Annotated in this window: 13 protein-coding genes; all 13 read right to left on the bottom strand. The window is 72.5% G+C overall.

The features are described 5' to 3' along the window. The coding region (gene tsf, locus VKG64_12360; GenBank protein HKB25832.1) for a translation elongation factor Ts at positions 1-601 on the bottom strand (601 nt) is incomplete at its 3' end. 3 nt (positions 602-604) lie between these two features. Then, entirely contained in the window at positions 605-1,381 is a 777-nt protein-coding gene (gene rpsB, locus VKG64_12355) for a 30S ribosomal protein S2 (protein ID HKB25831.1), read from the bottom strand. A gap of 84 nt (positions 1,382-1,465) precedes the next feature. Then, positions 1,466-2,686, bottom strand: a complete 1,221-nt coding sequence (gene argJ, locus VKG64_12350; GenBank protein HKB25830.1) for a bifunctional glutamate N-acetyltransferase/amino-acid acetyltransferase ArgJ — start codon at positions 2,684-2,686, stop codon at positions 1,466-1,468. Positions 2,687-2,690: 4 nt separating this feature from the next. Continuing rightward, complete coding sequence (gene argC / locus VKG64_12345; protein HKB25829.1) at positions 2,691-3,740, bottom strand: N-acetyl-gamma-glutamyl-phosphate reductase; 1,050 nt, start codon at positions 3,738-3,740, stop codon at positions 2,691-2,693. A 17-nt stretch (positions 3,741-3,757) separates the two neighbouring features. Continuing rightward, on the bottom strand, positions 3,758-4,153 hold the full coding sequence (gene rpsI, locus VKG64_12340; protein ID HKB25828.1) for a 30S ribosomal protein S9: 396 nt from the start codon (positions 4,151-4,153) through the stop codon (positions 3,758-3,760). Then, positions 4,153-4,620, bottom strand: coding sequence for a 50S ribosomal protein L13 (rplM, locus tag VKG64_12335; protein HKB25827.1), 468 nt, complete (start codon positions 4,618-4,620; stop codon positions 4,153-4,155). The genes rpsI and rplM overlap by 1 nt, the downstream gene beginning before the upstream one ends. An 82-nt stretch (positions 4,621-4,702) precedes the next feature. Continuing rightward, complete coding sequence (gene nth, locus VKG64_12330; GenBank protein HKB25826.1) at positions 4,703-5,368, bottom strand: endonuclease III; 666 nt, start codon at positions 5,366-5,368, stop codon at positions 4,703-4,705. A gap of 12 nt (positions 5,369-5,380) precedes the next feature. Further along, positions 5,381-7,540 (bottom strand): LmeA family phospholipid-binding protein, encoded by a 2,160-nt coding sequence (locus tag VKG64_12325; GenBank protein ID HKB25825.1) that lies wholly within the window; start codon positions 7,538-7,540, stop codon positions 5,381-5,383. A gap of 61 nt (positions 7,541-7,601) precedes the next feature. Continuing rightward, positions 7,602-8,321, bottom strand: coding sequence for a methyltransferase domain-containing protein (locus tag VKG64_12320; GenBank protein HKB25824.1), 720 nt, complete (start codon positions 8,319-8,321; stop codon positions 7,602-7,604). A gap of 5 nt (positions 8,322-8,326) precedes the next feature. Further along, entirely contained in the window at positions 8,327-8,749 is a 423-nt protein-coding gene (locus VKG64_12315) for an HIT family protein (protein HKB25823.1), read from the bottom strand. After that, a complete protein-coding gene (locus tag VKG64_12310) occupies positions 8,746-9,903 on the bottom strand; it encodes a pyridoxal phosphate-dependent aminotransferase (GenBank protein ID HKB25822.1) in 1,158 nt (385 codons plus the stop codon). Before VKG64_12310 ends, VKG64_12315 begins: the two co-directional genes overlap by 4 nt. Further along, complete coding sequence (locus VKG64_12305; GenBank protein HKB25821.1) at positions 9,900-10,616, bottom strand: dolichyl-phosphate beta-glucosyltransferase; 717 nt, start codon at positions 10,614-10,616, stop codon at positions 9,900-9,902. Before VKG64_12305 ends, VKG64_12310 begins: the two co-directional genes overlap by 4 nt. Beyond that, entirely contained in the window at positions 10,613-12,046 is a 1,434-nt protein-coding gene (locus VKG64_12300; GenBank protein HKB25820.1) for a malic enzyme-like NAD(P)-binding protein, read from the bottom strand. Before VKG64_12300 ends, VKG64_12305 begins: the two co-directional genes overlap by 4 nt. Positions 12,047-12,207: the final 161 nt, after the last annotated feature.

Here is a 12,207-nt window from a genome sequence, read left to right as displayed (position 1 = left end):
CCGCCTCGCCGACCTGGAAGCGCGCGAAGCGCCGGACGACGACGCGCTCCTTCGTCTGCGCGTTCACGCCGTCGACGAGGTCCTTGACCCGCGTCTTCCCCGAGGCGTCCTTCACGAAGGGCTGCTCGAGCAGGCACTGCTCGCTGAAGAACTTCTCGAGCTTGCCCTCGATGATCTTGTCGACCACCTGCGGCGGCTTCTTTTGGTCGGCGAGCTGCACCCGGTAGATCTCGCGCTCCTTCTCGAGCACGGCGCCCGGGACGTCCTCGCGGGACACGTACTGCGGGTTCGCCGCGGCGATCTGCATGCCGAGGGCCTTGACGAGCTCCTGGAAGGCGGGCGTCTTCGCGACGAAGTCGGTCTCGCAATCGACCTCGACGAGCACGCCGAGCTTCGCGCCGGGGTGGATGTAGGCCCCGACGACGCCCTCCTTCGCCTCCCGGTGGGCCCGCTTGGCCGCCTGCGCGAGCCCCTTCTTCCGGAGGCACTCGACCGCGCGCTCGAGGTCGCCCCGGGTCTCCTGGAGGGCCTCCTTGCAGTCCATCACCCCCGCGCCCGTGCGGTCGCGGAGCTCCTTCACCTGCTGGGCGCTCGACGCCATCGGCTAGCCCTCCGTCTCGCTGGCCGCGGCCATCTCGACGGGCTCCGCGGGCGTCTCGGACCCCTCGGCCGCCGCGCCCCCGGTCTCGTCCTTCGCCAGGGTGCCGCGCCCCTCGTTGATCGCGTCGGCGATGCGCGACGTGATGAGGCGGACGGCGCGGATCGCGTCGTCGTTGCCGGGGATCGCGTAGTCGATCCCCGTCGGGTCGCAGTTGGTGTCCACGATGGCCACGATCGGGATGCCGAGCCGCTGGGCCTCCAATACGGCGATCCGCTCCTTGCGCGGGTCGATGATGAACACGGCCGCGGGCAACTGCTCCATCGCCTTGATCCCGACGAGCGCCTTCTGGAGCTTCTCGCGCTCGCGGTCGAGCTCGAGCGCCTCCTTCTTCGGCACGCGCTCGAACTCGCCGGTCTCCTTCATCTCCTCGAGCTTCTTGAGCCGCGCGATCGACTTCCGGATCGTCGCGAAGTTCGTCAGCGTCCCGCCGAGCCACCGCTGGTTGACGTAGAACATCCCGCAGCGGGTCGCCTCCTCGAAGACGCTCTCCTGCGCCTGCTTCTTCGTCCCGATGAAGAGGACCGCGCCGCCGCCGGCGGCCAGGTCGCGGACGAACGCGTACGCCTCGCGGAACTTCTTCAGGGTCTTCTGCAGATCGATGATGTAGATGCCGTTGCGCTCACCGAAGATGTATTTCTGCATCTTCGGGTTCCAGCGCTTGGTCTGGTGGCCGAAGTGCACCCCGGCCTCGAGCAGCTCCTTCATCGTCAACGTCGCCATGTGTCCTCCTTCGGTTCGTCCTCCGCCGCGCTACGGCCCGCCCTCAGGCGTGCCGACCGATGGCGCGCGGCGTGCGTGATGGTGCTACGTCGTGTACTTGCCGTTGAATCGCACGTACTCCTCGCTGAGGTCGCAGGTGAAGACGCGCTCCTCCCCGCGCCCCAGCCCGAGGTCGATCGTGATGTCGTACTCCTGCCCCCCCATGATCTCGCGGACCCGCTCGAGGCGCACCCCCTCGCGGAGCATGCCGCGCTCGACGACCCGCTCGTCCTGGAAGAGGATCGAGACCTTCTCCTGCTCCACCCGCGCCGCCGACTTGCCGAGCGCCATCATGATCCGGCCCCAGTTCGGGTCGGCGCCGTTGATCGCGGTCTTCACGAGGGGCGAGTTCGCCACGCTGCGGGCCGCGAGCAGGGCGTCGCGCCGGCTCGCCGCGCCGCGCACGGTGACGGCCACGAGCTTCGTCGCGCCCTCGCCGTCGGCGACCAGCATGCGCGCGAGCCGGGTCATGAGCGCTTCGAGCCCCGCGGCGAACTGCCTGAGCCCCCGGCCGCCCTCCTCGAGCGGCGCGTGCTCGGCGAGGCCGTTGGCCAGCACGGCGACGGTGTCGCTCGTGGACTGGTCCGAGTCCACGGTGATCCGGTTGAAGGACCGGTCCACCGCGCGGCGCACGACGCCGCGCAGCGCATCGCGCCCGACGGCGGCGTCCGTCGCGACGAAGCAGAACATCGTCGCCAGGTGCGGCTCGAGCATCGCGACGCCCTTCGCGATCCCGCCGAGCGTGACCGGCCGCCGGTTCACCTCGAGCCGCAGCGCCGCCTCCTTCGGCCGCGTGTCGGTCGTCAGGATCGCCTCGGCCGCGGCCCGGCCCGCCTGCGGGGAGAGCGCCTTCACGAGCTTCGGCACCGCCGCGCGGACCCTGTCCATCGGGAGCGGCACGCCGATCACGCCCGTGGAGGCCACCAGGACGTGGCCCGCCGGGATCCGGAGCAGGTCGCCCACGAGCTTCGTCATCTCGCGCGCGTCCCTGATGCCGCGCTCGCCGGTGCAGACGTTGGCGCAGCCGCTCGACGCGACGATCGCCTGCGCCTGGCCGCCGCGCACGTGCTCCATCGAGACGAGCACGGGCGCGCCCTTCACCTGGTTCGAGGTGAACTGGGCCGCCACGCGCGCCGGCGCCGAGGAGTAGATCAGCGCGAGGTCCTTCTTACCGGACGGCTTGATCCCCGCCGCCACGCCCGCGGCGAGGACCCCCGGGACGGCGGTGACGCCGCCTTCGAGCCACTCGAGGTCGGGGGACGCCATGTCGCTAGGGGTACACCGGCGGGGCCTCGAGCCCCGCGCGCTCCGGCCAGCCGAGGAGGACGTTGAGGTTCTGCACGCCGTTCGCCGAGCCGCCCTTGCCGAGGTTGTCGATCGCCGACAGGCACACCGCGCGCCCCGTGCGGGCGTCGGCGACGACCGTCACGTCGCAGTAGTTCGAGCCGACCACGGCCCGCGTCGTCGGCCGCTCGCCCTCGTCGAGCACGCGGACGAAAGGCTCGCCGGCGTAGAACTCGCGGTAGACGTCGAGCAGCGCCGCCGTCGAGAGCGGCTGCGTGAGCCCCACCGAGGCGGTGGTGAAGAGGCCGCGGTTGAGCGGCACGAGGTGCGGCGTGAACGCGACGCGGACCGGAGCGCCCGCGAGCGCGCCGAGCTCCTGCTCGATCTCCGGCGTGTGCCGGTGGCTCGCGATGGCGTAGGCCTGCACGTTCTCGTTGGCCTCGGTGTAGAGGTACATCGGGTCGAGCGTGCGGCCCTGCGCCCCGGCGCCGGTGATGCCGGACTTGCCGTCGATCACGATGCCCTCGAGCCGCGCGAGCCCGCGCTTCACGAGGGGCGCCGTCGCGAGCACCGCGCCCGCCGGATAGCAGCCCGGCGACGCGACGAGGGCGGCGCCGGCGATCGCCTTGCGGTGCAGCTCGGGCAGGCCGTAGACCGCCTCGGCAAGCCCCGCCGCGTCGGTGTGCGGCGCCTTGTACCACGTGACGTAGTCGTTGGGATCGCGCAGCCGGTAGTCCGCCGAGAGATCGATCGCCTTGACCCCGCGCCGCCGCAGCAGCGGCACGACCTTCTGCGACTCCATGTGGGGCAGCGCCAGGAACACGACGTCGGCCGTGTCCGCGAGCCAGCCGGCGTCGAGGTCGTGGAAGCTGAGGTCGGTGACGCCGCGCAGGTGCGGGTACGCGCGCCCGAGCGGCGTGCCCGCCAGCCGGTCCGACGTCGCGCCCGTCAGGGTGACCTTCGGATGGCCGAGGAGGATCCGGAGGAGCTCGGCTCCCATGTAGCCGCTCGCTCCGGCGACCGCGACGCGCGTCACGTCTGACCGTCCAGGCACTACCGCTTCGAGTACTGGAACTTCTGCCGGGCGCCGGGCTGCCCGTACTTCTTCCGCTCGCGCATCCGCGGGTCCCGGGTGAGGAGGCCGGCCTTCTTGAGCGGCAGGCGCAGCTTGTCGTCGAAACGGGCGAGCGCGCGCGAGATCCCGTGACGGACCGCGCCTGCCTGGCCCGTGGGGCCGCCCCCCTTCACCGTGACGACGACGTCGAACTGCCCGAAGGTGTTGGTGACCTGGAGTGGCTGCGCGATGATCATCCGGAGCGTCTCGCGCGGGAAGTAATCCTCGAACGCGCGCCGGTTGACGACGATGCGCCCGGAGCCGGGGCGGACCCACACGCGGGCGACCGACGTCTTGCGGCGCCCCGTGCCGTAGAACCGGTCGAGCACGGCCATCAGCGGACCTCCCCGGCCGTCGCGGCCGGCTGACCCGCCGGCGGCGGCAGCGGCTCGGGCCGCTGGGCCTGGTGCGGATGCTCGGCGCCGCGATACACCTTCAGCTTCTTGGCCATCGCCCGGCCGAGCCGGTTCTTCGGGAGCATCCCCTGCACGGCCCACTCGACGACGCGCTCGGGGTGGGTGCGGAGCATCGTCTCCGCCGAGACGCTACGTAGGCCGCCGATGTAGCCGGTGTGCCAGCGATAGAGCTTGAGGCTGAGCTTGCGTCCGGTGAGGTGCACCTTCTCGGCGTTCACGACGACGACGTGGTCGCCGACGTCCAGGTGGGGCGCAAAAATGGGCTTGTGCTTCCCGCGGAGGATTGACGCGACGCGGCTCGCCAGTCGCCCCAACACTTGGCCCTGCGCGTCCACGACGTACCACTTCCGCTGGATCTCGCTCTCCGTGGGCATCAACGTCGGCATCAGCGTCCTCTCGACGGCGCTAAGTAGGCGTCCACACAGAAAAATTCGCAACGACCAAGCTTAAGGGAAATCCTCGCCGGTGTCAACGCGAAGCACTCACGCGCGTCTTGTCCGGCCACGGACAGAAGGCCTTCACGGGGCAGGCCGGGCAGAGCGGCGCTCGCGCCCCGCACGTCCGGCGCCCGTGCGTCGTCAGGAGGTGCGTCGTCAGCGTGCACTCCTTCTTCGGCAGGACCTCCACGAGCTGGTCGTGGATCTCGTCGGGATCGTCGGACTTCGCCAGCCCGAGGCGCTGGGAAACCCGGAAGACGTGGGTGTCCACCGCGATCGCCTGCTGGCCGAAGGCGTTGCCCAGGACCACGTTGGCCGTCTTCAACCCGACGCCGGGAAGCTCGGTCAGCTCCTCGCGCGTCCGCGGCACCTCGCCGCCGTGCCGCTCGACGAGCGCCCGCGCCATGCCGACGATCGAGCGCGCCTTCGCCCTGAAGAATCCGGTCGAGTGGATCTCGCGCTCGAGCGTCGCGAGGTCGGCCCCGGACCAGTCGCGCGCCGTCCGGTACTTCCGGAAGAGCGCGGGGGTCACCATGTTCACGCGCTCGTCGGTGCACTGGGCGGCCAGGATCGTCGCCACCACGAGCTCCAGCGGCGTCTCGAAGTCGAGCGCGATCTTCGCGCCCGGATACGCCCGCTTCAGGGCGCTGATGATCTTCCGCGCGCGCACGCGCTTGGCTTCCACCGACTCTCGCATGGCGATCTCTCCTCAGCGGCTCGTCGAGATCCGGACGGCGTCGGGAGCGATCTCGACCCGACCGATCTCGACGGGCACGGGCAGGCGGCTCGCCAGCCTCAGCGAGGGATCATATCCGCGAACCACCCAGTCCACGACCATCCCCGGCGCCGGAACGCCGCCGACCCTCACCTGCTCGAAGGCGAGCTCGAAGGGCCGATCCGCCGACGGCAGGATCCGGACGCGTCCCGACACGTCCGGGCCCGGCTGCCGGAACACGAACGCGAGCGCGCCAGGCTCGAGACGCACCTCGGCCTGACGGAAGCCCTTGACGTCCCGGAGGAACGCGGCGAGGTCGGGTGCCCGGATCGTCACCGCGAGGAGGCGCACGCGCCGCGCGTCGAGCGGGTCGAGGCGCCCCGCGGCCTCGAGGCTCCACGGGTTCACGAGCACGTCCTCGAACGCGATCCGGAGATCGTGCACGCGCAGGACCGCCGCATTCCGGCGCGAGAGCTCGCCGACCGCCGCCGCGCGCGCGGCGATCTCGATCCGCTCCAGGCGGCCCCGCCGGATCGCCTCGCCGTGGACGATCAGCACCTCGAGCCCCTCCACGTCGCGCGCGACCTCGGCGAGCCGGCGCCGCACGGCGTTCTCGGCCGCGCGGGCGAGGCGCCCCAGGGCGGCCGTGACGCCGGGCTCGATCCGCCGTGCCCTCAGGGTCGCGGTCGAGCCGTCGGGGAGCGTCCACTCGCCGATGACCGGATAGACGCGCGCGAGATGAGGATCGTCGGCGAGGCGCTCGTGGATCCGGCGGGGCCTCTCGGCAGTCCATGATGGCCCCTGAGAGCCCGTCTTGAGGATCATGTAGTCGATCCCCACGGGCTCGCCGTCCCAGCCTCGGGCCCACCTGAGCGCGAGGCCGTCGCGCACGCTGTAATAGCGGAAGTTGCTCACCGAGAAGAAGTTGTCGTTCGGCACGACGCTGACGGTCGCCGCGGCGCCGCGGCTGTCCTTCGCGAGAAGCGTCAGGATCTCTCGATGGCGCCAGTCGTCGCGGACCGGCGGTGAGGCGAGGAGCAGCGGAACGCCGAGCCCGGGCAGCGTCGGGCTCGGCGGGACCCCGAACGCGGTGGCGCTCACCTGCGCGGCCGCAGCAGCGACGAGCGCCGCGAGCACGAGCGCGCGTGGGCGCCCGCGCAGCGCGCCGAAGCCCATGCCGGCGAGCACCGCCGCGAACGGCAGGAGCGGGAGCGTGTACCGGAGGTTCTTGTTCTGGATCGCCGCGAGCAGGGCGAGCGGCGCGAGCACGCTCGCAGGCAGGAGCCACCGCCGGCGGGCGGCCGCGGCCGCGAGGCCACCGACGAGCAGAAGCGTCGCGACGAGCCCGAACTGGGGCACGAACCAGCGTGGATAGAGCGCGAGCGCCGCCGCCGAGAGCGGATCCGGGTGACCCGACTCGGCGGCCTGCCTGAACGAGCGCGCGGCGACCTCGGGCACCAGGCCGAAGAGCCGCGGGCCGTACCACGGCAGCGCGAGGGCCAGACCGAGCCCGCCGGCGAGCACCGCGCTCGCGAGCGCGCGGGCCCTCCGCACGCGGGCGAGGACGAAGGCCAGCGGGATCAGGACGTAGGCGGCGAACGGCGGCTTGGTGAGCAGCCCGAGCCCGAGGACCACGCCGAAGGCGAAGGTCGGGCCGGGGCGCGTGAAGGCCTCGGTCCGGAGCAGCACCGCGACGGCCAAGGCGACCATCGCGGCGAGCGGGAGATCGAGCTGGAAGCGGAGCGAGGAAAAGACGACGAAGGGCGCGCTCCCGAAGACGAGCGCGGCGACGACGCCCTCGGGGCCGCCCGCGAGCCGCCGCCCGAGCGCGTAGACCGCCCCCATCCCGAGGCCGAGGAACAGGAGGACCACGGCCTGGGCCGCGGCGGCGTCGGACGGCCAGATCAAGTACACGAGGCCCGCAGCGCAGGGCACGAGCGGCGGGTAGAACGTCGAGCGCTCGAGGATCGCGCGCACGTCGCCGCGCACCATGTCCTGGGCGCAGACGACGGCGCGCTCGAGGTGGTTCGCGTGGTCCCACTCAGGCGGGCGCCGGTCCCACGCGAGCCAGACCGCGGCGACCGCCACGAGGGCGGCGAACGCCGCGGCGACGAGCGCCCGGTCGCGGCGCGTCCCGCGCGGGGCCCGGGTCACTGTATCGGGGTCCGCGAGCCCGGCCCACACCGTGGGTGGCCTGTCAAAGATGCGCGGGGCGTCATCGGCGCGCGAGGAGCAGCAGCGAGGAGCCGAACGGCAGGGACACGCGCGGCACGACGTGGCGCTCGAGCGCGAACACCCACTCGAGCCCCCGATTCACCGGGGGCACCGGCCGGCGGAGGTCGTGCGCCGAGCCGCCGGTGAGGCGCTTCCAGGCGCGCGCGAGCGCGACCGCGGGAAAGAGGAGCGTGTTGAAGTAGCTCACCCGCTCGACGGCGAAGCCCGCGCGCTCGACGAGCCGCCGGAGCGCGCCCGCCGTGTAGCGCCGGCGGTGGCCGAGAGCGACGTCGTGGGCGCTCCAGAGCCAGCCGTAGGCGGGCACGGTCACGACGAGCAGGCCGCCCGCCGCGAGCGCGCGGCGCGCGGCCGCGAGCGCCGCGGCGTCGTCCTCGAGGTGCTCGAGGACGTCGAGGAGCAGGACGACGTCGGCCCAGCCCGGCGGCACCACGAGATCGCCGGGCAGGGCCCCGGGACGCACGTCGAGACCGGCGGCGCGCGCGGCGGCGGCGAGCGCCGGATGGGTCTCCATCCCGACGGCCTCGCCGAACTCGCCGAGCGCGCCGAGGACGTTGCCGCTGCCGCAGCCGAGCTCGAGGAGTCTCACCGGGCGGCGCGGGAGCGCGCGGCGCAGGGCCGCGAGGAGCACGGCGAGCCGGCCCCTGAACCACCAGTGCCGCCGGTCCTCCTCCATGTGGACCGCGACGTAGGCCGGGTCCATGCCGCTCACGCGGAGAGCGCCCCGCGGATCGCGGCGACGCGGTCGGCCAGCTCGCCCGGGGCGAGACGGCGCGGCGCGTGGCGCACGCTCCACACGGGATCCTTCGGCGCCGGGTCGTCGGCCAGGCGGGGCAGGACGTGCCAGTGGACGTGCGAGATCAGGTTGCCCAGGAGCGCGTAGTTCGTCTTTCGGGCGCCGTAGGTCGCGGCGAGGGCCTGCGCCACGCGGCTCACGGTCTCCATCAGCGCGACGCGCTCCTCACGGATGAGCTCGTAGAGCTCGGTGGCGTGGCGCTTCAGCACGAGCACACTCCAGCCCGGGAAGAACTGGTCGTCGTGGAGGTAGAGGACGGCCGGCCCGAGATCGGCGATCCGGCAGGCCGGATCCGGCCAGCGGCCGAGGCACGCGGGGCAGTCGGCGGCGCTCACCGTCGCGACGCGAGGAACCGACCCAGGCGGTCGAGGCCCTCCCGGATGCGCTCGAGCGACGACGCGTAGGAGAAGCGCAGGTAGCCCTCGGCGTTGGCGCCGAAGGCCGCCCCGGGCGTCACCGCGACGTGCGCCTCGTCGAGGATCGCGTGGGCGAGGCGCACCGAATCACGCGCGAGGTGCCGCGCGTTGGCCAGCACGTAGAAGGCGCCCGTCGGCTCGCACCCGACGCCGAAGCCGAGCGCGCGCAGCCCCGCGAGCATCGCCCGCCGGCGCTCGTCGAAGACGGCGCGGAACCGGCGGCTCTCCTCCCCCGCCTCGCGCAGCGCCGCGACGCCCGCCCACTGGACGAACTCGTTCGTCGAGATGAAGAAGTTGCCGTAGAGCGTCTGGAGGGCCCGGATGTGCGTGGCGGGCGCGATGACCCACCCGAGCCGCCAGCCGGTCATCGCGTACGCCTTCGAGAAGCCGTTCAGCACGAACGCGTGCTCGGTGAACTCGAGGATGGTGCGGTCCGGCCCCTCGTAGCTGAGGCCGTGATAGATCTCGTCGGAGACGACGAACGGCCCGCCCTCCCGCGCGAGCGCCGCGATCGCCTGCAGGCGCTCGGCCGGGAGCACCGTGCCGGTCGGGTTGGCGGGCGAGTTGACGAGGATCGCCCGGGTGCGCGGCGAGAGGCGCGCACGGATCGCCTCCGGTCGGTACTGGAAACCGTCCTCCTCGGTGACGCCGACGTAGGCGGGCGTGCCCTCGGCGTAGCGGATGAAGTTCGGATAGCACGCGTAGTACGGATCGCTCAGGACGACCTCGTCGCCGGGATCGAGGAGGTGGCCGAACAGGAGGAGCATCGCGGGCGACGTGCCGGCCGTGACGAGGATCCGATCGGGCGAGACCGTCACGCCGTAGGTGTTCAGGTAATGCTCGGCGATCGCCTCGCGCAGCGGGAGGATCCCGAGGCTGTGCGTGTAGCGCGTGCGTCCGTCCTTGATCGCCTTCTCGAGCGCCTCGCGGACCACGGGCGGCGCCTCGAAGTCCGGCTCGCCGAACTCGAGGTGTACCACGTCGACGCCCGCCCGCTCGAGCGCCTGGGCGCGCTCGCCCATCTCCACGGCGAGGAACGGCTCGATCTCCCGGATCCGCCGCGCGAAGCTCACCGAGCCCTCCCGGCCCTCAGTCGGGCCCGGACGATCTGCCACAGCATGCCCGGCCCGTGGCGCAGCACGCCGACCTTGCTGCCCTCCTGATCGGCCCAGTTCACCGCCACTTCGACGACGCGATACCCCACCGCCTGGGCGGCGAGCAGCAGCTCCACGTCGAAGCCGAAGCCGCGCGTCCGGAGCCCGGCGAAGAGGCGGTCCGCCGCGGGCCCCGTGAACGCCTTGAAGCCGCACTGCGAGTCGGCGATGCCGCGCAGGCCGAGCCGCGCCACGAGCCAGTTGAACACGCGGCCCGCCCGTACGCGGTGCGGCCGGGTGACGACCGCCACGGCGGGGTCCACGAGCACGCGGGAGCCGACCACGACGTCCGCGCCCGCCGTGAGCGCGGGCTCCAGGCGCTTCATCTCCGCGATCGGCGTCGCGCCGTCGGCGTCGGCGAACAGGCGGTACGCCCCGCGGGCGGCGAGCATCCCGGCTCGTACCGCGGCGCCCTTGCCCGAGTTCCGGGGGACCCGCAGCACCCGGACCGACGGGTAGTGCCGCGCCTCGACGACCTCCGGCGTCCCGTCGGTCGAGCCGTCGTCCACCACGACGACCTCGTACGGCTCGCCGCGCCCCTCGAGGTGGGCGACGACCTCGTCGAGGTACGCCGGCAGGCGCCGCGCCTCGTTGTACGCCGGGATGACGACCGACCAGCGTGGCGCGCTCACCGGACCCCGGCGAGGTCCAGGCGTCGCCGGCGACGGGCCGTGGCCGTCTCGTGGGCGGCCCGCGCCACGCCCGCGGCGACGGCCGGCGCCACACGCTTGTTGAAGACGCTCGGGATGATGTACTCCGCGCTGAGCTCGTCGCGGCGCACGCACGCCGCGAGCGCCCGCGCCGCGGCGAGCTTCATCTCGTCGTTCACCGCGCGCGCCCGGGAGTCGAGCAGGCCGCGGAAGAAGCCCGGGAAGCACAGCACGTTGTTGATCTGGTTCGGGTAGTCGGAGCGCCCGGTCGCCATGACGCGCACGTGGCGCTCGGCCTCCTCCGGCCGGATCTCGGGCTCCGGGTTGGCCATCGCGAAGACGATCGGATCGCGCGCCATCCGCCGGATGTGCTTGAGCGTGAGGATGCCGGGCACCGACAGGCCGATGAAGACGTCGGCGCGCGCGAGCGCGTCGCCGAGGTCGCCCGTCACCCGTCGCGGATTCGTCGCGGACGCGACCCAGCGCTTCATGAAATCCATGCCGGCCGCGCGGCCGCGGTGGATCGTGCCGTGCTCGTCCACGCCGACGATGTCGCGCACGCCGCTCGACATCAGGATCTTGATCGTCGCCGTGCCGGCCGCGCCGACGCCGGTCACGACGACCCGCAGCCGCCGGAGGTCCTTCTTCACGATGCGGACGGCGTTGAGCAGCGCCGCGAGCACGACCACCGCGGTGCCGTGCTGGTCGTCGTGGAAGACGGGGATGTCGAGGTCCTTCCGGAGGCGCTCCTCGACCTCGAAGCAGCGGGGCGCCGCGATGTCCTCGAGGTTGATGCCGCCGAACGCGGGCGCGACGAACTTGACCGTCTCGACGATCTTGTCCACGTCCTTCGTCGCCAGGCAGATCGGGAACGCGTCCACGCCCGCGAACTCCTTGAAGAGCATCGCCTTGCCTTCCATCACCGGCAGCGCCGCCTCGGGCCCGATGTCGCCGAGGCCGAGGACCGCGGTGCCGTCGGTGACGACGGCCACCATGTTCTGCTTGACCGTCAGCGAGAACACGCGCTCGCGGTCGTCGCGGATCGCGAGGCAGACGCGCGCGACCCCGGGCGTGTAGGCCATGGAGAGGTCGTCGCGCGTCCGGATCGGGACCTTGTTGCGGATCTCGATCTTGCCCCCGAGGTGCATGAGGAAGGTGCGATCGGAGACGTTGACGACGCGGACACCCGCGACGTGCTTGAGCCGGCTCACGATCCGCTGCGCGTGGCTGCTGTCACGGCACTTGACCGTGATGTCGCGCTCGGTACGCTCGCGGGTGGTCTCCACGAGGTCCACCGCGCCGATGTCCCCGCCGGCCTCGCCGATCGCCGAGGCCACGCGCCCGAGCATCCCGGGACGGTTCGCGATCTGCAGGCGGATCGTGAAGGAGTAGGACGCGCTCGGGGCTATCATCCTCTCGCTTCTACCCTCCCGCCGCGACCGGTGTCAAATGACCCCGCCTCGGGCCGGGCCCGAGCACCGTCCGCACCAACCGGTCACGCGTTCAAGGATTCTCCCTGTCGACCATCAGGTATTCCCTCGCTCGCGGGACCCCCGCAGAGGGTGATAACGCT

The sequence above is a fragment of the Candidatus Methylomirabilota bacterium genome (assembly GCA_035260325.1).
Classification (GTDB): Bacteria; Methylomirabilota; Methylomirabilia; order Rokubacteriales; family CSP1-6; genus AR19.
This window is presented reverse-complemented; position numbering and strand designations above follow the sequence as displayed.